At 59.4% G+C, this 21,115-nt stretch carries 17 protein-coding genes; 11 read left to right on the top strand and 6 right to left on the bottom strand.

All coding sequences use genetic code 11. The features are described 5' to 3' along the window. The first annotated feature begins 179 nt into the window (after positions 1-179). Positions 180-1,100: a LysR substrate-binding domain-containing protein gene (locus MC269_RS09100; protein ID WP_239954982.1), complete on the top strand. Its 921-nt coding sequence runs from the start codon at positions 180-182 to the stop codon at positions 1,098-1,100. Here MC269_RS09100 and smrA read toward each other — a convergent pair. After that, positions 1,097-1,663: a DNA endonuclease SmrA gene (gene smrA, locus MC269_RS09095; protein WP_081137691.1), complete on the bottom strand. Its 567-nt coding sequence runs from the start codon at positions 1,661-1,663 to the stop codon at positions 1,097-1,099. The genes MC269_RS09100 and smrA overlap by 4 nt on opposite strands. Positions 1,664-1,980: 317 nt before the next feature. On the opposite strand from smrA, the gene MC269_RS09090 reads away from it, so the two are divergent. Further along, positions 1,981-2,733 (top strand): FNR family transcription factor, encoded by a 753-nt coding sequence (locus MC269_RS09090; RefSeq protein ID WP_081137693.1) that lies wholly within the window; start codon positions 1,981-1,983, stop codon positions 2,731-2,733. A gap of 174 nt (positions 2,734-2,907) precedes the next feature. Next, positions 2,908-3,870, top strand: coding sequence for a universal stress protein UspE (gene uspE / locus MC269_RS09085; protein ID WP_239954981.1), 963 nt, complete (start codon positions 2,908-2,910; stop codon positions 3,868-3,870). 205 nt (positions 3,871-4,075) lie between these two features. Here the strand turns inward: uspE and pntB are convergent, their stop codons facing one another. Both pntB and pntA read right to left on the bottom strand, forming a co-directional pair. Continuing rightward, positions 4,076-5,464 carry a Re/Si-specific NAD(P)(+) transhydrogenase subunit beta gene (pntB, locus tag MC269_RS09080; RefSeq protein WP_239954980.1) on the bottom strand — a complete coding sequence of 463 codons (1,389 nt, stop codon included), beginning with the start codon at positions 5,462-5,464 and terminating at the stop codon, positions 4,076-4,078. 3 nt (positions 5,465-5,467) lie between these two features. After that, on the bottom strand, positions 5,468-7,000 hold the full coding sequence (gene pntA, locus MC269_RS09075; protein WP_239954979.1) for a Re/Si-specific NAD(P)(+) transhydrogenase subunit alpha: 1,533 nt from the start codon (positions 6,998-7,000) through the stop codon (positions 5,468-5,470). A 536-nt stretch (positions 7,001-7,536) separates the two neighbouring features. On the opposite strand from pntA, the gene ydgH reads away from it, so the two are divergent. Both ydgH and MC269_RS09065 read left to right on the top strand, forming a co-directional pair. Continuing rightward, positions 7,537-8,490, top strand: a complete 954-nt coding sequence (gene ydgH, locus MC269_RS09070; RefSeq protein WP_081141286.1) for a DUF1471 family protein YdgH — start codon at positions 7,537-7,539, stop codon at positions 8,488-8,490. A 203-nt stretch (positions 8,491-8,693) separates the two neighbouring features. Further along, positions 8,694-10,085, top strand: a complete 1,392-nt coding sequence (locus MC269_RS09065; RefSeq protein ID WP_239954978.1) for a basic amino acid/polyamine antiporter — start codon at positions 8,694-8,696, stop codon at positions 10,083-10,085. Here MC269_RS09065 and MC269_RS09060 read toward each other — a convergent pair. Further along, positions 10,082-10,498, bottom strand: a complete 417-nt coding sequence (locus tag MC269_RS09060; RefSeq protein WP_081141291.1) for a hypothetical protein — start codon at positions 10,496-10,498, stop codon at positions 10,082-10,084. The two genes, MC269_RS09065 and MC269_RS09060, sit on opposite strands and share 4 nt — an antisense overlap. A 175-nt stretch (positions 10,499-10,673) precedes the next feature. On the opposite strand from MC269_RS09060, the gene rstA reads away from it, so the two are divergent. From rstA to MC269_RS09035, 5 genes are all read left to right on the top strand, one after another. Continuing rightward, positions 10,674-11,405, top strand: coding sequence for a two-component system response regulator RstA (rstA, locus tag MC269_RS09055; RefSeq protein ID WP_081141294.1), 732 nt, complete (start codon positions 10,674-10,676; stop codon positions 11,403-11,405). Further along, positions 11,402-12,703, top strand: coding sequence for a two-component system sensor histidine kinase RstB (rstB, locus tag MC269_RS09050; protein WP_239954977.1), 1,302 nt, complete (start codon positions 11,402-11,404; stop codon positions 12,701-12,703). Before rstA ends, rstB begins: the two co-directional genes overlap by 4 nt. A gap of 20 nt (positions 12,704-12,723) precedes the next feature. Continuing rightward, a complete protein-coding gene (locus tag MC269_RS09045; RefSeq protein ID WP_239954976.1) occupies positions 12,724-14,211 on the top strand; it encodes a carboxypeptidase M32 in 1,488 nt (495 codons plus the stop codon). 155 nt (positions 14,212-14,366) lie between these two features. Further along, entirely contained in the window at positions 14,367-14,819 is a 453-nt protein-coding gene (asr, locus tag MC269_RS09040; RefSeq protein WP_081141375.1) for an acid resistance repetitive basic protein Asr, read from the top strand. A gap of 284 nt (positions 14,820-15,103) precedes the next feature. Then, positions 15,104-15,913, top strand: coding sequence for a serine protease (locus tag MC269_RS09035; protein WP_081141303.1), 810 nt, complete (start codon positions 15,104-15,106; stop codon positions 15,911-15,913). Between the two features lie 80 nt (positions 15,914-15,993). Here the strand turns inward: MC269_RS09035 and hrpA are convergent, their stop codons facing one another. Next, positions 15,994-19,896, bottom strand: coding sequence for an ATP-dependent RNA helicase HrpA (gene hrpA, locus MC269_RS09030; RefSeq protein ID WP_239954974.1), 3,903 nt, complete (start codon positions 19,894-19,896; stop codon positions 15,994-15,996). A 256-nt stretch (positions 19,897-20,152) separates the two neighbouring features. On the opposite strand from hrpA, the gene MC269_RS09025 reads away from it, so the two are divergent. Next, entirely contained in the window at positions 20,153-20,752 is a 600-nt protein-coding gene (locus MC269_RS09025; protein WP_081141308.1) for an FMN-dependent NADH-azoreductase, read from the top strand. 58 nt (positions 20,753-20,810) lie between these two features. On the opposite strand, the gene MC269_RS09020 is transcribed toward MC269_RS09025, so the two are convergent. Beyond that, positions 20,811-21,107, bottom strand: coding sequence for a YdbL family protein (locus tag MC269_RS09020; RefSeq protein ID WP_094078534.1), 297 nt, complete (start codon positions 21,105-21,107; stop codon positions 20,811-20,813). Positions 21,108-21,115: the final 8 nt, after the last annotated feature.

Below are 21,115 nucleotides of genomic sequence, written 5' to 3'. Positions count from 1 at the left end.
TATGACGTGGCGGGTTCATCCCCTTGCTGACAGCAAACAAGTCAGGCAAAACGCTTTTTGCTGGATAATCAATAACACCCCTTGCCCGCACCTGTTTGTTAATTATATTTTGCAGCAAAGTTAACAAAACCCAGCTTTACTAGTTGATGACCCTGCCCAAAACTCATTAAGTTTGTGATATGGACAAAAATATCCTTTTCAATCAGCGCATTCGCCTGCGCCATCTTCATACCTTTGTCGCGGTCGCGCAACAGGGCACGCTGGGCCGCGCCGCGGAAACCCTTAGCCTGAGCCAGCCTGCGCTGTCAAAGACCCTTAACGAGCTAGAGGAACTCACCGGCGTGCGGCTGTTCGAGCGCGGTCGGCTGGGCGCGCAGTTGACCACCATGGGCGAGCAGTTTCTCATTCACGCGGTGAAGGTGCTGGATGCGCTGAATCACGCCGGTCAGAGCTTTAACTTACCGGCGTCAACGCGGCCGGCGATTATCCGTCTCGGCGCGCTGACCACGGCGGCGATGGGGATGCTGCCGCACATCCTCGATCGCTTTCATCAGCAGCAGCCGCACACCACTGTTCAGGTCGCCACGCTGCATAACAACGTGCTGCTGGCGGGACTGCGCGCGGGCGAGTTTGAAATCGGCATCGGCCGCATGGCGGACAGCGAAATGATGACGGGCTTAACCTACGAGCTGCTGTTTCTCGAGTCGCTAAAGCTGGTAGTGCGGCCGGAGCATCCGCTGTTAAGTGACAACGTCACCCTTTCGCGAGCGATGCAGTGGCCGGTGGTGATTTCCCCTGAAGGCACCGCGCCGCGCCGCCTCGCCCAGCAGATGCTGGATGAACAGGGTTGCACCCTGCCCAGCACCTGCGTTGAAACCTCATCGACCTCGCTGGCGCGTCAGCTGGCGCTGCGCTATGACTATGTCTGGTTTGTGCCTTCCGGCGCGATTAAAGAGGATTTGAGCCATAACGCCCTGTGCGCGCTGCCCATTAGCTCTTCAGGCCCTGGCGAGCCGGTGGGCATTATTACCCGCACCGGCTATCCGCTCAGCCTGAGCGCTGAAATTCTGATGGCGACCATACGTAAATCGCCCGCTTAACGGCTGCGCTTTGCATGCCGCTCACGGTTGTCCAGCCGCGCCTTGTCCGTTTTACGCAGGCCGACATAGAGCGCGCCGGCGCCGCCGTGCTGCGGCTGCGAGGCACAAAAGGTCTGCACATCGTCGAACTGACGCAGCCAGCGCGCCAGATAGCTACGCACGATATTGGCATGGGATTCATCATCACGCCCTTTGCCGTGAATGATAAGCAGGTTGCGCAGCCCGTCCTTGCGCGCCTGCTGCATAAAGCTGAACAGCGCCTGACGGCAGGTCTCTACCGGCTGACGCAGCAGATTAAGGCTGGCGTCGAGCTTATATTCTCCTTTGCGCAGCTTATCCAGCACTCCCTGCTGAATGCCGTCAGCTTTATACTCCAGCGGCGTGGTCAGGGGAATAATGTCGAGATAGCCACGCGTCAGAAAGTTCTCTTCGACGGCGTCTGCGTCGGCGCGACGCGGCGCTTTGGTTGAGGGCGATTTCAGCCATAAGGTGCTGGCCGAATCTTTTAATGGTGTGACGTCACCCATGGCATCCCGAAACAGGTCATCATCGTCTAGGTTCATGGACTTTTCTCACGCCAGATAAATAAGGAACAGAGATCATCTTCGCCTCTGTAGAAGCAATAGTAGCAAAGAGAAAAAACCGTGCGCCACTGTTGGATCGTCTCGATAAGCTGGTGAAAAAAACCGCATCCACATCAAAAAAATGGAAAGTTTTCGTGCCAGTTTGCAAAACTGTGACGCGCAGGGCTTGCTACAGCGCGGTTCCGCGCCACGCCTGACATCCCTACACTTTATAGGCCTAAAACTGCTCGGACGAGTTCCCTTCAGCGCGAAAAATGTTAAAATTGACCCCAGTCAATAATCGTCGAGCGTACATTATGATCACTGAAAAACGCACCATTCGCCGTATTCAGTCAGGTGGCTGTGCCATCCACTGTCAGGACTGCAGCATTAGTCAGCTGTGTATACCGTTCACCCTGAACGAGCATGAGCTGGATCAGCTCGACAATATTATCGAGCGCAAAAAACCGATTCAAAAAGGCCAGACGCTGTTTAAAGCGGGCGACGATCTGAAGTCGCTTTACGCTATTCGTTCCGGCACCATCAAAAGCTACACCATCACCGAACAGGGCGACGAGCAGATCACCGGCTTCCACCTGGCGGGCGATCTGGTGGGCTTCGACGCCATTATGAGCGGCAACCATCCCAGCTTCGCTCAGGCGCTGGAAACGGCGATGGTGTGCGAAATTCCCTTCGAAACGCTGGACGATCTGTCAGGCAAAATGCCGGCGCTGCGTCAGCAGATGATGCGTTTGATGAGCGGCGAAATCAAAGGCGATCAGGATATGATCCTGCTGCTGTCGAAGAAAAACGCCGAAGAGCGGCTGGCCGCGTTTATCTGGAATCTTTCCCGTCGTTTTGGCCAGCGCGGCTTCTCCCAGCGTGAATTCCGTCTCACCATGACGCGTGGCGATATCGGCAACTATCTGGGGCTGACCGTCGAAACCATCAGCCGTCTGCTGGGCCGCTTTCAGAAATCGGGCATGCTGGCGGTGAAAGGCAAATATATCACTATTGAAAACCACGACCTGCTTGCCGAACTGGCGGGACAGAGCGTTCAGGCTGCTTAATTAATTGGCTGCCTAATGATTAGCGTTGCAGGCATCAGCGTCACGCGCCTGCAACGCTAATTGTGGCTCACTATTTGTTAGTTTATTGATCCCACTGCAACTTTTCCGCTTCTTCCCGCCGTTAAGTTAGGCTATCTTTAAACCAGTTCGCCCTGGTTTAAGGAGTTTTCCGCTATGTCCCGCTACCAAAATATTCTGGTCGCCATTGATGCGCAGCAAGACGATCAACCTGCGCTGCGGCGCGCGGTTTATCTTAATCAGCGTATCGGCGGCAAAATTAAGGCCTATCTGCCGATCTACGACTTCTCCTATGAGATGACCACGCTGCTGTCGCCTGATGAACGTTCGTCGATGCGTCAGGGAGTGATCAGCCAGCGCACCGAGTGGATCCGCGAGCAGGCGCGCGCCTACCTCGAAGCGGGCGTTGAGATTGAAATTAAAGTGGTGTGGCACAATCGCCCCTATGAGGCGATTATCCAGGAAGTGATGACGCACGGACACGATCTGGTGCTGAAGATGGCGCATCAGCACGATCGCCTTGAGGCGGTGATTTTCACGCCCACCGACTGGCATCTGCTGCGCAAGTGCCCCTGCGCGGTGTGGATGGTGAAAGATCAGCCGTGGCCGGAAGGCGGTAAAGCCATCGTGGCGGTTAACCTCGCCAGCGAGGAGCCGCATCATGACGAGCTGAACCAAAAGCTGATCCGTGAAACCACCCTGCTGGCGGAAATGGTGAATCATACCGAAGTGCATCTGGTCGGCGCCTATCCGATCACGCCCATCAATATCGCTATTGAGCTGCCCGACTTCGATCCCAGCGTCTATAACGACGCCATCCGCGGCCAGCATCTGGTGGCGATGAAGGCGCTGCGGCAGAAATTCTCTATCCGTGAAGAGTTCACCCACGTCGCTAAAGGGTTGCCTGAAGAGGTGATCCCCGATATCGCCGGCCAGCTGAGCGCCGGTATCGTGGTATTAGGCACCATTGGCCGCACCGGCCTGTCGGCGGCGTTTCTTGGCAATACGGCGGAACAGGTGATCGATCATCTGCGCTGCGATCTGCTGGCGATTAAGCCTGATGACTTTAAGTCGCCCGTTACGCTGGATGACGACGACGAAGAGGATGATGACGAATAAGCGTAAGGGCGGCCAGTTGGCCACCCCGATATCGATGACATGTGCTGACGAGGGTGACAAGGCCCGATCGCAAAGACGCAAAAAGCGTCATCCCTGACAGCTCGGCCCGCGCAGTCCCTTGCGCGGGACGCTTTGCTCTTGGAGCCATGTCACCCTCGTATTGAGTTCATGAGCACTAAGGGCGGCCAGCTGGCCGCCCTTTTCATTACAGCGCTTTGAGAATCCCTTCCACGCTCGCTTTGGCGTCGCCAAACAGCATCTGAGTGTTCTCTTTAAAGAACAGCGGGTTCTGCACGCCAGCATAGCCGGTGTTCATCGAGCGTTTAAACACAATGACGTTCTGCGCTTTCCACACTTCCAGCACCGGCATGCCGGCAATCGGGCTGCGCGGATCGTCCTGCGCCGCCGGGTTAACGGTGTCGTTGGCACCGATAACCAGCACGGTGTCGGTATCGGCGAAATCGTCGTTGATCTCGTCCATCTCCAGCACCACGTCGTAGGGCACCTTCGCCTCCGCCAGCAGCACGTTCATATGCCCTGGCAGACGTCCGGCGACTGGATGGATACCGAAGCGCACCTTGATGCCGCGCGCGCGCAGTTTCTCGGTGATCTCCGCCACTGGATACTGCGCCTGCGCCACCGCCATGCCGTAGCCTGGGGTAATAATCACCGAGGAAGAGTGCTTCAAAAGCTCGGCCGTCTCTTCTACGTTGATTTCGCGGTGCTCGCCCGCCTCTTCGCTCTCGCCGCCGACGCTGCTGTCAGTGCCGAAGCCGCCAGCGATCACGCTGATAAAGGAACGGTTCATCGCCTTACACATAATGTAAGAGAGGATGGCGCCCGAGGAGCCGACCAGCGCACCGGTCACGATCAGCAGGTCGTTGCTCAGCATAAAGCCCGCCGCCGCCGCCGCCCAGCCTGAGTAGGAGTTAAGCATCGACACCACCACCGGCATATCCGCGCCGCCGATAGAGGCCACCAGATGCCAGCCGAACGCCAGCGCAATCAGGGTCATCAGCAGCAGCGCAAACACCTGCGCGCCAGTGCTTTCGGTGCGCACAAACCACAGCAGCAGCAGAAAAGAGACCACCAGCGCCAGCAGGTTCAGCTTGTGACGATGCGGCAGCATCAGCGGACGCGACGAAATCTTGCCGCGCAGCTTGCCGAACGCCACCAGCGAGCCGGTAAAGGTCACCGCACCGATAAAGATGCCGAGGAACACTTCGGTCAGGTGAATATTTTCCAGCACCGCCGGCAGGCCCGGCGCATGATCGATAAAGCTGTTAAAGCCCACCAGCACCGCCGCCAGGCCGACGAAGCTGTGCAGGATCGCCACCAGCTCCGGCATTTCGGTCATTTCGACCTTCTGCGCCAGACGCACGCCGATGGCGCCGCCGATGACCATCGCCAGCAAAATCCAGGCGACGTTGCCGCTGTCGGGACCAAAAATGGTCGCCAGCAGCGCCAGCGCCATCCCGCTGATACCGAACAGATTGCCCTGCTTCGAGGTCTCATGCTTCGAGAGCCCCGCCAGGCTAAAAATAAACAGAATCGCGGCAACAATGTATGCCGCAGTCACTAATCCGCCAGACATCAGTTACCCCTTACGAAACATTTTCAGCATGCGCTGGGTGACGGTGAAACCACCGAAAATATTGATGCTGGCGATCAGCACCGCAATAAAGGAAATAAAGGTGACCCAGCCGCCGTGACCCATCTGCAGCACTGCGCCAACCACGATAATGCCGGAGATGGCGTTAGTGACCGACATCAGCGGCGTGTGCAGCGCGTGGCTGACATTCCACACCACGTAGTAGCCCACCACGCAGGCGAGCGCGAACACGGTGAAGTGCGACAGGAACTCGGCCGGCGCGACGTTGGCCAGACAGGCGAACAGCACGATCGCCAGCGCCAGCAGCAGGTATTTGCGCCAGGTCGGCGCCGGTTTCGCCGCTTCCTTAACCACCGGCTGCGCGGTCGCAGGGGCGGCTTTCGGCGCGGCGGAGACCTGAATCGGCGGCGCGGGCCAGGTGACTTCGCCGTCGCGGATCACCGTAACGCCGCGCACCACCACATCCTCAAAGTCGATGGCGATTTCGCCATTTTTCTCTTTACACAGCAGCTTCATCAGGTTCACCAGGTTGGTGCCGTAAAGCTGCGAAGACTGCGTCGGCAGGCGGCTAGGCAGATCGGTATAGCCGATGATCTTCACGCCGTTGTCGGTGACGGTGACGCGGTCGGCCACGGTCAGTTCGCAGTTGCCGCCGGTTTGCGCTGCCAGATCGACAATCACGCTGCCCGGTTTCATGCTGGCCACCATCTCGGCGGTGATCAGCGTCGGCGCCGGCTTGCCTGGGATCAGCGCCGTGGTGACGATAATATCGACCTCTTTCGCCTGCGCGGCGAACAGCGCCATTTCCGCCTTAATAAAGGCGTCCGACATCACCTTCGCATAGCCGTCGCCGCTGCCCGCTTCCTCTTCAAAGTCCAGCTCCAGAAACTCGGCGCCCATGCTCTGCACCTGCTCTTTCACTTCCGGACGGGTGTCGAAGGCGCGCACGATAGCGCCGAGGCTGCCCGCCGCGCCGATTGCCGCCAGACCGGCCACGCCAGCGCCGATCACCATTACCTTCGCCGGCGGCACTTTGCCCGCCGCAGTGATCTGGCCGGTAAAGAAGCGACCAAACTCATGCGCAGCTTCAACAATGGCGCGATAGCCAGCGATATTGGCCATCGAGCTGAGCGCGTCCAGTGACTGCGCGCGCGAAATACGCGGCACGGCGTCCATCGCCATCACGGTGACCTTGCGCGCCGCCAGCTTCTCCAGCAGCGCCGCGTTCTGCGCCGGCCAGACAAAGCTCACCAGCGTGCTGCCGGCGCGCGTCAGCGCGATCTCCTCGTCGTCGGGCGCGTTCACCTTCAGCACGATATCGGACTGCCACACCTGCTGGCTGTCGCACAGCGTGGCGCCCGCGGCGACGAAACTGTCGTCATCGAAACTGGCGCGTTTGCCGGCGTCATGCTCAACGGCAACGCTGAAACCCAGTTTGATAAGCTGCTCAACGGTTTTCGGCGTCGCCGCCACGCGCGCCTCGTTGGACAATCGCTCTTTGGGTATTCCAATTAACATATTCTTCCCTTTCATCGAGTGATGATGGCCTATTGACTGCATAACGACACAGCGCCCGAAACAGGGTTTCAGGCGCTTATGAACGAAATGCACTTGTATCAAAGTATTTATAACCTACTGAAAATATGAATAGCGATCTACAGCCAGAGCCTGTACTTATGACATTCATGCGATTATTCAGCGTCTAAAGAGAAAAGCCGCGCTATGCGACTGGCAATGGGGCTCTTTCACCTATTTTCTGCTGGGCAGAATCGTGTCATGTCGAATATCGCGTTAATAAAAACCTTTATTTAACAATGTATTAACTGTTTAAGAACTATGGGTTACCACATTTTCAGATATTCGGGTTAAAAAAGCGCCTTAACACAGTTGCATGACGACTGAGTGAATTTCGCTATCAATTTCACGCGTTTTGTCGCATAAATTGGCTGCGACAGCCTGTTTATAACATGCAATAATCAGCGGCTAATCTGTTATACATCAAGAGTCCAGCACGTTTTCGTACTCATTTTTGCGTAAGGCGAAGGATCATTTTTATGAAGCTGAAGAACACCATTCTGGCGTCAACCTTGTTATCCCTGCTGACGGCCAACGCGTTTGCCGCGCAGGAACTGACGCCGGAAAAAGCGGCCGAGCTGAAACCATTCGAACGTATTAACGTCACCGGCCGCTTTAACGCTATCGGCGATGCGGCCGATGCCGTCTCGAAACGTGCGGATGAGATGGGCGCGGCCGCCTACTTTATTCAGGGCATTAACGACAGCAACGGCAACAGCGGCAACTGGCGCGTGACGGCCGACCTCTATAAAGCGGACGCGCCGAAAGCCAATGACGAGACCACCTACCGCGTGATGAACGGTGTGAAAGAGCTGCCGAAAGCGGAAGCCTTCCGTCTGGAGCCGTTCGACACCGTGAGCGTCAGCGGTTTCTTCGCCAGCCAGCCGGACGTCAACGACGCCATCAGCAAAGCGGCAAAAGAGAAAGGCGCGGCCTCGTTCTTTATCGTGCGCCAGGTAGACGCCAACAACGGCGGCAACCAGTACGTGACCGCCTATGTCTATAAGGCCGATGCGAAAGAGCGCAAGGTGCAGAGCCCGAACCTGATCCCGGCGGACTCCGAAGCGGGCAAAGCGGCGCTGGCGGCCGGCGGCGAAGCGGCGAAACGCGTGGAAATTCCAGGCGTCGCCTCGTCAGAAACCCCGAGCAACGGCGTGGGTCGCTTCTTTGAAACCCAGAGTTCCACCGGCCAGCGCTATACGGTGAAACTGGCGAACGGCAAGTCGATTCAGGAAGTGAACGCCATTACCGCCGCGCAGATGCAGCCGTTCGACAGCGTGACCTTTACCGGCCACTTCGGTACCCCGACCGAAATCTCCGAAGAAGTGGCGAAACGCGCCGCCGACAAAGGGGCGAAGTACTACCACGTTACCCGTCAGTGGCAGAACCAGAGCGGCGGCAACCTGACCGTCACCGCCGACCTCTTCAAGTAATTTTCTTCAGGGCGGCGCCCGCCGCCCTGCTGTTTGCATTATCCCTTCACAATTTTGCATAACCACGCATTGCCATCCCTTTTCGCACTCCGTAGAATCTGCGCCCTGCTTTTAGCGGAATCCGTCATGTAAAAGCAAAACAGCGCGGTTAAATTCGACGCTCAGAACATAATCCAGCCACTTATGCTAGCGGGAAGGGTATTTTGGAGAAAAAATTAGGTCTCAGCGCGCTTACCGCGCTGGTGCTCAGCTCAATGCTCGGCGCGGGCGTGTTCAGTTTGCCGCAGAATATGGCGGCGGTGGCCGGGCCGGCCGCGCTGCTGATCGGCTGGCTGATCACCGGCGTCGGCATTCTGTTTCTGGCGCTGGCGATGCTGCTGCTGACCCGGCTCAAGCCAGAGCTGGACGGCGGCATTTTTACCTATGCGCGCGCCGGCTTCGGTGAGCTGCTCGGCTTCTGCTCCGCCTGGGGCTACTGGCTGTGTGCGGTGATCGCCAACGTCTCCTACCTGGTGATCGTCTTTTCGGCGCTGAGCTTCTTTACCGACACGCCCGAACGCGTGGTATTCGGCGACGGCAATACCTGGCAGGCGATGCTCGGCGCCTCGGTGCTGCTGTGGATGGTGCATTTTCTGGTGCTGCGCGGCGTGCAGACCGCTGCCAGCATCAATCTGCTGGCGACGCTGGGCAAGCTGGTGCCGCTGCTGCTGTTTGTGGTGCTGGCGGTTGCGGCCTTCAACTATGACCAGTTCCACTTCGACTTTTCCGGCCTCGCACTCGGTAAGCCGCTGTGGGAGCAGGTGAAGCAGACCATGCTGATCACGCTGTGGGTGTTTATCGGCGTTGAGGGCGCGGTGGTGGTCTCCGCGCGGGCGCGGGAGAAAAAGGATGTCGGCCGCGCCACTCTGCTGGCGGTGCTGGCGGCGCTGCTGGTTTATCTGCTGGTCACCCTGCTGTCGCTCGGCATCGTGCCGCGCGCCGAGCTGGCGCAGATGCGTAACCCGTCGATGGCGGGCCTGCTGACGCGTCTGATGGGGCACTGGGGCGATGCGGTGATCGCCGGCGGCCTGATCGTGTCGGTGTGCGGCGCCTACCTGAGCTGGACCATTATGGCGGCGGAAGTGCCTTTTATCGCCGCGCAGCAGGGGGCGTTTCCGCGCAGCATCGCGCGTCAGAACGCGCGCAGCGCGCCGGCCGCCTCGCTGTGGCTGACCAACGGCAGCGTGCAGATCTGTTTGATCCTGATCGCCCTGACCCACGCCGACTACAACACGCTGCTGACCATCGCCTCAGAGATGATCCTGGTGCCCTATTTACTGGTGGGGCTCTATCTGGTGAAGCTGACGCGCGGCAAACAGCAGCCGCTGGCGTTGGCCATCGGCCTGGGCGCCAGCCTGTATGGGCTCTGGCTGCTCTACGCCTCCGGGCCGCTGCATCTGCTGCTGTCGGTGGTGCTCTATGCGCCTGGGCTGCTGCTGTTTCTCTTCGCGCGCCGCGGCGGACGCGGCGACGTCTCGCTCACGCAGCTGGAGCGCATCGCTATCGGCTTGCTGATGGCGGCGTCGCTGCCCGCGGTGTGGCAGCTAACGGTTTAGTGCGGCTGACCGGGGATCACCACGCACAGCAGGTCATCCTGCTGTGTGAGGCTGAGAGGCTTGCGGTATTCCTGATGGATGGCGTCCAGCTGCTGCGCGGAGAGCGGATAAGGCAGTTGGATGTCAAAATGGCTGATGTGCTGCTGTTCGGCCAGGGTGATTAAGCGCGCGATATTGATCTCATCGCTGACCTGGGTTGAAATGATTTGTAATGCTAATTCTTTCAGGTGCTCGTCGCTCGCCTGTACACTGCGAGCCGAGGATTTGCGCGTCACCATGCCGAAGATCGGCATCACGCCGTAAATGGCGTCAACGAAACTCCAGCGTTTTTTGCAGGAGGCGGAGAGAAAATCGCTGTAGTTGAAGCAGATGCGGTCACTGTATATGGCTGAAGCCAGCTCTTTATCAGACACCCTCGCACTCCCCCTGTTTTTCATTACGGTTCAGAACCTTGCTTAAACGCTGTGTCAATGATGGCACATTTTGCCGTGTAGATACCAGTGAAGTAAGGATATTTCGTGCGGTGGCATAGTGCCCAGGACCGGGAAAAGTTATGCTGCTCGCCAGGCTAATTTGTCGCAGTGGATTATGAACAAAATCGTTTTTGTTGAAGACGAGCCGGAAGTCGGTTCGCTGATTGCGGCCTACCTGGGCCGCCATGATATTGAGGTGATTGTCGAGACGCGCGGCGATCGCGCTGAAGCGGTGATTGCGGCAGAGCAGCCGGACCTTGTGATGCTGGATATTATGCTGCCGGGCAAAGACGGCATGACGCTGTGCCGCGATCTGCGCAGCCAGTGGCAGGGGCCGATCGTGCTGCTTACCTCGCTCGACAGCGACATGAACCATATTCTGGCGCTGGAGATGGGCGCGCAGGACTATATCCTGAAAACCACGCCGCCCGCAGTGCTGCTGGCGCGCCTGCGGCTGCATCTACGTCAGGCGCAGCTGGGACAGAGCGACGAAGCGCCCGCGCCCGCCGCCGCGCAAAAACAGCAGAAGCTGCTGCGCTTCGGCTCGCTGACCATCGACGCGCTGAACCGCGAAGTGACGCTGTTCAGCGAGCAGATCGTGCTCTCCACCGCTGATTTCGATCTGCTGTGGGAGCTGGCCAGCCACGCCGGCCAGATCCTCAATCGCGACGCTCTGCTGAAAACCCTGCGCGGCGTCAGCTACGACGGTCTGGATCGCAGCATCGACGTGGCGATCTCCCGGCTGCGTAAAAAGCTGCACGACAGCGCCACCGAGCCTTTCCGCATCAAAACTATTCGCAATAAAGGCTACCTGTTCGCTCCGCAGGCGTGGGACACCCAGGCATGAGAAAACTGTTTATCCAGTTCTACCTGCTGCTGTTTGTCTGCTTTCTGGTGATGGCGCTGCTGGTGGGGCTGGTCTACAAATTTACCGCCGAACGCGCCGGCCGGCAGTCGATGAACGATCTGATGGCGAGTTCGCTCTACCTGATCCGCAGCGAACTGCGCGAAATTCCGCCGCGCGACTGGAACAAGACGATTAAAAGCCTCGATCTCGGGCTGTCGTTCGATCTGCATATCGAGCCGATGAGCAAGTATCAGCTCGACGAGCCCGATATGCGCCGGCTGCGCGCCGGGGAGATCGTGGCGCTGGACGATCAGTACACCTTTTTACAGCATATTCCGCGCAGCCATTACGTGCTCTCGGTCGGTCCGATCCCCTATCTGTTCTACTTGCACCAGATGCGGCTGCTGGATATTGCGCTACTGGTGTTTATCGGCATGTCGCTGGCGCTGCCGGTGTTTATCTGGATGCGGCCGCACTGGAAAGAGATGCAGCGCCTGGAGATTGCGGCGCAGCGCTTCGGCCGCGGCGAACTGGATGTGCGCACCCATTTCGACAATACCTCCAGCCTGTTCCGCCTGGGCATCGCCTTTAACCAGATGGCGGAGAACATCAACACGCTGGTGGCGAGCAAAAAGCAGCTGATCGACGGCATCGCCCACGAGCTGCGCACGCCGCTGGTGCGTCTGCGCTACCGGCTGGAGATGAGCGACAACCTTACCGCCGGGGAGTCCGCCGCGATTAACCGCGACATCGGCCAGCTGGAGAGCCTGATTGAAGAGCTGCTCACCTATGCGCGCCTCGATCGCCCGCGCGTCGATCTCAACCTCACCTCGCTCGACCTGGCGCACTGGCTGCGCGAGCATATCAACGACGTGCGGGCCCTTAATCCGCATACCCAGATCGATCTCGACCTGCCGCAGCGCGAAAACCTCGGCGTCTCCGACACTCGCCTGATGGAGCGGGTGCTGGACAACCTGGTCAACAACGCGCTGCGCTACGCCAGCCAGCGGCTGCGCGTCAGCCTGTGGTTCGACGGCGCGCTCGGCTGCCTACAGGTGGAAGATGACGGCCCCGGCATTCCCGCTGAGGAGCGCGAACGCGTTTTTGAGCCGTTTGTCCGCCTCGATCCGAGCCGCGACCGCGCTACCGGCGGCTGCGGGCTTGGGCTGGCGATCGTTCACTCTATCGCGCAGGCGTTAGGCGGCCGCGTCAGCATCGAAAACAGCCCGCTGGGCGGCGCCAGCGTTCGCTTTTGCTGGCCGGTTGATCTACCCTTGCGCGATGTTTCCGCACGATAACTTTTCACAAGGAGCTTCAGGTGACGACTGCTTATCAACAACTTAGCGCTACTTTTCAGCGCCTCTCCCGCTTCGGCCACCTGATGGCGGTGGCGGGCTGGGACATGCAGACCATGATGCCCGCCGGCGGCAGCCAGGCACGCGGCGAAGCGCTGGCGGAGATGGGCGTGCTGCGCCATGAGATCCTGACCGATGCGCGCGTCGGCGAGCTGATTAAGGCGGCTGAACAGGCGGACCTCAACGACGTCGAGCGCGCCAACCTGCGCGAGATGCAGCGTGCATGGCAGCAGGCGTCCTTGCTGCCCGCCTCGCTGGTGGAAGCGAAATCGCTGGCCGGTTCGCGCTGCGAGCACGCCTGGCGCGAACAGCGCCCGGCCAACGACTGGCAGGGTTTTGCCGCCAACCTGAAAGAGGTGGTGCGCCTGAGCCGCGAAGAGGCACAGCTGCGCGCCGAGGCGAACAATACCTCGCGCTATGACGCTCTGCTCGATCTCTACGAGCCGGGCATGACCAGCGCGAAGCTGGACGCCACCTTCGGCGAGCTGAAAAGCTGGCTGCCCGATCTGCTGCAGCGCGTGGTGGAGAAGCAGGCGCAGGAAAAGGTAGAGCAGCCGCAGGGCCCCTTCGCCCTTGCCGCGCAGCGCGAGCTGGGTTTAAGCGTGATGACGACGCTGGGCTTCGACTTCCGCCACGGTCGGCTCGACGTCAGCGCGCATCCTTTCTGCGGCGGCGTGCCGGAGGATGTGCGTATCACCACGCGCTACAACCAGGATGAGTTTCTCAGCGCGCTGATGGGCGTGATCCATGAAACCGGTCACGCGCGTTATGAGCAGGGTCTGCCGCAGCAGTGGCGCAGCCAGCCGGTTGGCCTGGCGCGCTCCACCGCTATCCACGAATCACAAAGCCTGTTTATGGAGATGCAGCTCGGCCGCAGCCGCGAGTTCCTGCAGCGTATTCTGCCGCAGGTGTGCGACAAGCTCGGCGCGCAGCCAGCGCTGCAGCCGGAAAACTTTGTGCGCCTGACGCAGCGGGTGAAGCCAGGCTTTATTCGCGTCGACGCCGACGAGCTGAGCTATCCGGCGCACGTGATTTTACGCTTTGAGATTGAGCGCGCACTGATTGAAGGCGAGATCGAGGTCGAGGATATTCCGGCACTGTGGGACGAGAAAATGCAGCAGACGTTAGGGCTGGATACGCGCGGCAACTACCGCGACGGCTGTATGCAGGATATTCACTGGACCGACGGCGCCTTCGGCTACTTCCCCACCTACACGCTGGGCGCTATGTACGCGGCGCAGCTGTTCCAGGCGGTAAAGAAAGCCCTGCCCGATTTAGGCGACCGCCTGCAGCATGGCGAGCTTCAGCCGGTGTTCGACTGGCTGCAGCAGAACATCTGGCAGCACGGCAGCCGCTTCCCCACCGAGCAGCTGCTGATCAACGCCACCGGCGAAGCGCTGAACCCGCGCTTTTTCCGTCAGCATCTTGAACAACGTTACCTGAATCGCTAATCTGTGCGGCCTTCGCGGCCGCACTTTTCCCTCTTTGTACAATCCGTTACACGCCGATACCAAACACCCACGGAAACCCCGCCCCTTTTTTTTTATAGTCTTTTCACCGGCCCCGCAGTGGGCTACACATGAAAAAAATGTTCGAGGAATTTGCAATGAAAAAATTGTTTGCACTGGTCATCGCCGCTGCTATGGGTCTCTCTTCTGCTGCTTTCGCTGCTGACACCACCGCTGCGCCGGCTGCTGCCCCTACTGCGACCACCACTACCGCTGCGCCGGCTAAAACCACGCACAAAGTTGCTCACAAAAAACACAAAGCCGCTCAGAAAGCGCAGGCTGCTAAAAAGCATAAAAAAGCTGTGAAGAAAGACGCAGCGCAGAAAGCGCAGGCCGCTAAAAAGCATCACAAAAAAGCAGCTAAGCCAGAAACTGCACAGAAAGCGCAGGCTGCGAAAAAACACCACAAAGTAGCCAAGAAAGCCGCTGCTCCGCAGAAAGCTCAGGCTGCTAAAAAGCACCACAAAGTAGCTAAGAAAGCCGCTGCTCCGCAGAAAGCTCAGGCTGCTAAAAAGCACCACAAAGTTGCCAAGAAAGCCGCTGCTAAATAATTAAGGCTGCGCACCTGCGCCTTAAGAAGCGTTGAATAATAAAAACACCCGGTTCTGCCGGGTGTTTCGTTAGTGGAGTTGCGGAAATGGTGCGTCGCTATCGTTTTGAAATTATTTTGCTGGTGATGATCCTGTGCGGCGTCGTCGCGGCCTTCTTCTTTATTTAGTCGTTGTAGCGTGCTGATTATCCCAATAAATCTCCCTTTTTTACCGCTCACCGGCTATAGTTATTGCGCACGCGTGATGACAATAACCTCTTCTTAAATCTCGCCGTTGAGAGACCTATGCGCCTGGCTATGTTGCTGTTGACTGGATTATTCTGTTTCACCACTCTGGCCCATGCCGATGATGATGACGATGCGCCGAATCCTGATGAAATCAAAACGCTTTTCTTTGGCAAAGATCATCGCAAAGCCATTAGCGACGTCACGGCCGCGCCCTGGGACGCCATCGGGCAGCTGGAAACCGAGAGCGGCAACCTCTGCACCGCCACGCTGATTTCCGCCCATCTGGCGCTGACGGCGGGACACTGTCTGCTGACCCCGCCCGGCAAATTTGATAAGCCGGTGGCGCTGCGCTTTATGGCCAGCGACAGCGGCTGGCGCTATGAAATCCACGATATCGACGCGCGCGTCGAGCCTGCGCTGGCGCGCCGGTTGAAAGCAGACGGCGAAGGCTGGATCGTGCCGACCGACGCCGCGCCCTATGATTACGGCCTGGTGATCCTGCGCAACCCGCCTTCGGCGATTACCCCTATCCCTTTGTTCGACGGATCGCGCAGCGATCTCACCGCCGCGCTGAAAGAGACGGGGCGCAAAGTAACTCAGGCGGGCTATCCCGAGGATCATCTGGATACGCTTTACTCTCACAGCGACTGTTTAATCACCGGCTGGGCGCAGCGCGCCGTGCTGTCGCATCAGTGCGATACGCTACCGGGCGACAGCGGTTCGCCGCTGCTGCTGAAAAATGAGAGCGGCTGGCAGCTGATTGCGGTGCAGAGTTCCGCGCCGGCAGCGAAAGATCGCTATCTTGCCGATAACCGCGCCATCGCCGTGACCTCGTTCCGCGATAAGCTGGAAGCGCTGGCGCAGTAACCCGCGCGACCAGGATGCAAAAAAGGCGCCGCTGGCTATCCAGCGGCGCCTTTTTCATTTCCGCACGCGTCTGCGAACCACTACGCCGCGATCTGCTCCATCGCCTGCAGAATACGCTTGTCGGAAACGGGATAAGGCGTGCCAAGCTGCTGTGCGAAGTAGCTGATGCGCAGCTCCTCAATCATCCAGCGCACCTCGCGCACCTCTTCATCATCCTGGCGCTGCGGCGGCAGCTTATTGCGCCACGCCTGCCAGGCCTGTTCGACCGCCTGCACCTTCAGCATGCGTGCGCGATCGCTGTGCGGATCGGCCGGCAGTTTTTCCAGACGACGCTCGATACCGTGCAGATAGCGCAGCGTGTCGCCGAGTCGCTTCCAGCCGTTGCCGGTGACGAAGCCGCGATAGACCAGCCCGCTCATCTGTGCCTTGATATCCGCCAGCGCCAGCGCCATGGTCATATCGACGCGCCCTTTTAGCCGTTTATTGATGTTGAACACGGCGGTGAGGATCTGCTCGACCTGCTTCGCGATCTCCACCACAGTATCGTTCAGCTCGGCGCGCACTTTCTCATGCAGCTTGTCGAAGTTCTCCTGCTGCCAGGCCGGGCCGCCCGCTTCCGCCATCAGCTTGTCGACGCCGCAGGCGATGCAGTCGTCGATCAGCTCCAGCACTTTGCCGTACGGGTTGAAATAGAGTCCCAGTTTGGCTTTGTTCGGCAGCTTTTCGTGCAGATATTTAATCGGCGACGGAATGTTCAGCAGCAGCAGGCGACGCTGGCCGCGCCACATCATCTTCTGCTGCTCCTGCTCGCTGTCGAACAGGCGGATCGCCACGCTCTCTTTCTCGTCCACCAGCGCCGGCCAGGCTTTCACCTGGTAGCCGCCGCGCTTCTGCTCATAGCTGCGCGGCAGGTCGCCGAAGCTCCAGAGATGCAGGCCGCTCTGCTCCAGGCCATCATCCGCCACTCTGGAGAGCGTCTCCTGCACCTTGCCCTTCAGCTCCGCCTTAAGCGCGCTGAGATCTTTGCCCTCTTTCAGCTTGCGGTTGTGCTCATCCACCACGCGGAAAGTCATTTTCAGATGATCGGGCACCTGTTCCCACTGCCAGTTTTCCCGCTCCAGCGTCACGCCGGTCATGCGGCGGAACTCTTTCGCCAGCGCGTCGAGCAGCGGCAGCTCCATCGCGGTAACGCGGCCTAAAAAGGCGTCGGCGTAGTTGGGCGCCGGCACCAGGTTGCGGCGCAGCGGCTTCGGCAGCGACTTGATCAGCGCGATAATCAGCTCGCGCCGCACGCCGGGGATCTGCCACTCGAAGCCCTGATCCTCGACCTGATTGAGCAGCGGCAGCGGAATATGCACCGTGACGCCGTCGGCGTCGGCGCCCGGCTCGAACTGGTAGCTCAGCTTCAGCTTAAGATTGCCCTGATGCCAGAAGTTGGGGTAGTCGAGCTGGCTGACCTTCTCCGCGCCCTCTTTGATCAGCATCTGCTTGTCAAAGCTGAGCAGATCGGGATTCTCGCGGCTCGCCTGTTTCCACCAGCTATCGAAGTGCCTGGCCGACACCACCTCCTGACCGATGCGGCGATCGTAAAAACCAAACAGCGTTTCATCGTCCACCAGAATGTCGCGACGGCGCGATTTATGCTCCAGATCTTCGACTTCGCTGCGCAGCTTCTGGTTGTTACGGAAAAAGGCGTGGCGCGTCTGCCAGTCGCCTTCCACCAGCGCGTGGCGGATAAACAGCTCGCGGCTCAGCGTCGGATCGATGCTGCCATAGTTAACCTTGCGCGCGGCGACGATCGGCAGGCCATAGAGCGTCACTTTCTCCTGCGCCATCACCGCGCCCTGGCCTTTTTCCCAGTGCGGCTCACTGTAGCTGCGCTTGATCAGGTGCTGCGCCAGCGGCTCGATCCACTCGGGATCGATGCGCGCCGCGATGCGGCCCCATAGCCGACTGGTTTCCACCAGCTCGGCCACCATGGTCCATTTAGGCGGCTTTTTAAACAGCCCGGAGCCGGGGAAAATGGCAAAGCGGGCGTTGCGCGCGCCGGTGAACTCCTGTTTTTCAGCGTCTTTCATGCCGATATGCGACAGCAAACCGGTGAGCAGCGCGCAGTGCACCTCGCGGAAACCGGCCGGCTCGCTGTTGACCGGGATCCCCAGCTCACGCACCACCTGGCGCAGCTGGGTATAGATATCCTGCCATTCGCGCACGCGCAGATAGTTGAGAAACTCCGCTTTGCACTGGCGGCGGAACTGGTTGCCGGAGAGCGCCTTCTGCTGTTCGCCGAGATAGTTCCACAGGTTGACGAAGGCGAGAAAGTCAGACTCTTTGTCGGCGAACCGGCGATGTTTTTCATCGGCGGCCTGCTGTTTCTCCACCGGACGCTCGCGCGGATCCTGAATCGACAGCGCCGAGGCGATAATCATCACCTCGCGCACGCAGCCGAACTTCTGCGCCTCGAGCACCATGCGCGCCAGGCGCGGATCGACCGGCAGCTGCGCCAGCTGACGGCCAGAGGCGGTCAGTTTATAGTGGCCGTTCTCCTCGTTAAGCGTCAGCGCGCCCAGCTCTTCCAACAGGCGCACGCCGTCCTGAATATTGCGTCGGTCGGGCGCCTCGACAAAGGGGAAGGCGGCGATATCACCCAGCCCCAGCGCCGTCATCTGCAGGATGACCGACGCAAGGTTGGTGCGCAGGATCTCAGGATCGGTGAACTCGGGGCGGCTGAGGAAGTCATCTTCCGAGTAAAGACGAATACAGATGCCTTCCGAGACGCGACCGCAGCGCCCTTTGCGCTGATTCGCCGACGCCTGCGAAACCGGCTCGATCGGCAGACGCTGCACCTTGGTGCGGTAGCTATAGCGGCTGATGCGCGCGGTGCCGGGATCGATAACGTATTTAATGCCCGGCACGGTGAGCGAGGTTTCCGCCACGTTGGTCGCCAGCACGATGCGTCGTCCGCTGTGCGCCTGGAACACCCGATTCTGTTCGGCGTTCGACAGGCGCGCGTAGAGCGGCAGAATTTCGGTGTGCGGCAGATCGCGCTTCATCAGGGCGTCGGCGGTGTCGCGGATTTCGCGCTCGCCGCTCATAAAGATCAGAATATCGCCGCGGCTCTCGTTGCCCAGCTCGTCGACCGCGTCGAAGATCGCCTGCAGCTGGTCGCGCTCGCTGTCGTCGGCATCTTCCACCACCGGCCGGTAACGCACTTCGACCGGATAGGTGCGGCCCGACACTTCAATCACCGGCGCATTATGGAAGTGGCGCGAAAAGCGCTGCGGATCGATGGTCGCCGAGGTAATGATGATTTTAAGATCGGGGCGGCGCGGCAGCAGCTCGCGCAGGTAGCCGAGCAGAAAATCGATATTCAGGCTGCGCTCGTGCGCCTCATCGATAATGATGGTGTCGTACTGTAATAGCAGGCGATCCTGCTGGATCTCCGCCAGCAGAATGCCGTCGGTCATCAGCTTGACCTGGGTGGTATCGCTGACCTGATCGTTAAAGCGCACTTTATAGCCGATGCAGCCGCCGAGGGAGGTCTCCAGCTCGTCGGCGATACGGTTGGCGACGGTGCGCGCCGCCAGACGACGCGGCTGGGTATGACCGATCAGCCCTTTCACGCCGCGTCCCAGCGCCAGACAGATTTTCGGCAGCTGGGTGGTTTTACCCGAGCCGGTTTCGCCCGCGACGATCACCACCTGGTGGTCGCGGATCGCCTCGGCAATCGCCTGCTGCTTCTGACTGACGGGCAGATTGTCGGGAAAGGTGATTTTCGGCGTCGCGGCGGCGCGCGCGGCGACGCGCTGCTCCGCCGCGGCGATCTCCTGGCTCAGCTCGTCGGCGATGGCGCGCTGCGCCTCGGGATTGTTGGCCTTGCTGGCGCCGCGCAAACGGCGCTGGAGACGCTGACGGTCGCGCAGCATCAGGTTATCGAGTCGCGACCAGAGCGACGCAAAAGAGGCGGAAACCGGTGATGACATAATATTGAAGCACCTTCTCAGACGGAGCCGCTGCAGCTCGCAGCGTCCGGTAGCCGGGCTAACCGGCTGATTCTAAAAAATAGTATTGGGCAAAGAGTAACACATTTCAGCACAACCGGCTGCGCCATCCATGCCATGCTTATTCAAGAAATTCGAACATAGCTCTCGAAATATTGCGCTTTTACCGCGTCGCTAATGTCCGTAGAGTGTAAATCATTGAGCGGGAAGCCTTCCGCGTAACAAACAGGAAACAGCAATGAGCAAAGTATTAGTTCTGAAATCCAGCATTCTGGCGGGTTACTCACAGTCAAGCCAGCTGGCCGATTTTTACGTTGAAGAAGCCAAAGCGAAAGGCGATCAGGTGACCGTGCGTGACCTGGCGGCAGACCCGATTCCGGTGCTGGATGGCGAACTGGTCGGCGCGCTGCGTCCGTCTGATGCCCCGCTCTCTCCGCGTCAGCAGGAGGCGCTGGATCTCTCTAACGCGCTGATCGACGAGCTGCAGGCGCACGACGTGGTGGTGATCGCCGCGCCGATGTACAACTTCAATATACCGACGCAGCTGAAAAACTATTTTGACCTGGTGGCACGCGCCGGCGTCACCTTCCGCTACACCGAAGCGGGCCCGGAAGGCCTGGTGAAAGGCAAGCGCGCGGTGATCCTCTCCAGCCGCGGTGGCATTCATAAAGATACCCCAAGCGACCTGCTGACGCCGTACGTGAAGCTGTTCCTCGGCTTTATCGGCATCACCGACGTCAACTTTGTCTTTGCCGAAGGCATCGCCTACGGCCCGGAAGTTGCCACTAAAGCGACTGACGAAGCGAAAAGCGCCATCAAACAGATTGTTGCCGCCTAATCATCATCATTATTATTAACTCTGTGTTTCGATTGCCAGGCATGACGCCTGGCTTTTTTTATTTCTGCATCCACAGGCCGTTCAGGCCGCGCACATACTCGCCCGCGCCCGCGCGTTCCACCAGTTTCCCACCGGCAATGCGCGCCACCTGTTCGGTGGTGAGGCTGTTCTGCTGCGCGATGCGCTGATACTCCGCGCTGCGCCCGTCGTTAATGCGCCTGACCAGCGCCAGCGTCTCGCTGTCCTGCTGGCGCGCGGCGATATAGCCGCTAAAGGTTTCGCCCACGCGGCCCTGATGACGCGCCTCATCAAGCGTGAGCGCCAGCGCCGGCTGGGCCGCGCCCAGCAGCAGCATCGTGGCGA

It is taken from the genome of Pantoea sp. Z09 (genome assembly GCF_022394795.1).
GTDB lineage: Bacteria > Pseudomonadota > Gammaproteobacteria > Enterobacterales > Enterobacteriaceae > Pantoea > Pantoea latae.
This window is presented reverse-complemented; position numbering and strand designations above follow the sequence as displayed.

What these genes read in the sequence shown, in the direction of transcription:
- MC269_RS09100 (WP_239954982.1), top strand. Translation starts at nt 180, where the DNA reads ATGGACAAAAATATCCTTTTCAATCAGCGCATTCGCCTGCGCCATCTT.
- smrA (WP_081137691.1), bottom strand. Translation starts at nt 1,663, where the DNA reads ATGAACCTAGACGATGATGACCTGTTTCGGGATGCCATGGGTGACGTC.
- MC269_RS09090 (WP_081137693.1), top strand. Translation starts at nt 1,981, where the DNA reads ATGATCACTGAAAAACGCACCATTCGCCGTATTCAGTCAGGTGGCTGT.
- uspE (WP_239954981.1), top strand. Translation starts at nt 2,908, where the DNA reads ATGTCCCGCTACCAAAATATTCTGGTCGCCATTGATGCGCAGCAAGAC.
- pntB (WP_239954980.1), bottom strand. Translation starts at nt 5,464, where the DNA reads ATGTCTGGCGGATTAGTGACTGCGGCATACATTGTTGCCGCGATTCTG.
- pntA (WP_239954979.1), bottom strand. Translation starts at nt 7,000, where the DNA reads ATGTTAATTGGAATACCCAAAGAGCGATTGTCCAACGAGGCGCGCGTG.
- ydgH (WP_081141286.1), top strand. Translation starts at nt 7,537, where the DNA reads ATGAAGCTGAAGAACACCATTCTGGCGTCAACCTTGTTATCCCTGCTG.
- rstA (WP_081141294.1), top strand. Translation starts at nt 10,674, where the DNA reads ATGAACAAAATCGTTTTTGTTGAAGACGAGCCGGAAGTCGGTTCGCTG.
- rstB (WP_239954977.1), top strand. Translation starts at nt 11,402, where the DNA reads ATGAGAAAACTGTTTATCCAGTTCTACCTGCTGCTGTTTGTCTGCTTT.
- asr (WP_081141375.1), top strand. Translation starts at nt 14,367, where the DNA reads ATGAAAAAATTGTTTGCACTGGTCATCGCCGCTGCTATGGGTCTCTCT.
- MC269_RS09035 (WP_081141303.1), top strand. Translation starts at nt 15,104, where the DNA reads ATGCGCCTGGCTATGTTGCTGTTGACTGGATTATTCTGTTTCACCACT.
- hrpA (WP_239954974.1), bottom strand. Translation starts at nt 19,896, where the DNA reads ATGTCATCACCGGTTTCCGCCTCTTTTGCGTCGCTCTGGTCGCGACTC.
- MC269_RS09025 (WP_081141308.1), top strand. Translation starts at nt 20,153, where the DNA reads ATGAGCAAAGTATTAGTTCTGAAATCCAGCATTCTGGCGGGTTACTCA.
- MC269_RS09020 (WP_094078534.1), bottom strand. Translation starts at nt 21,107, where the DNA reads ATGCTGCTGCTGGGCGCGGCCCAGCCGGCGCTGGCGCTCACGCTTGAT.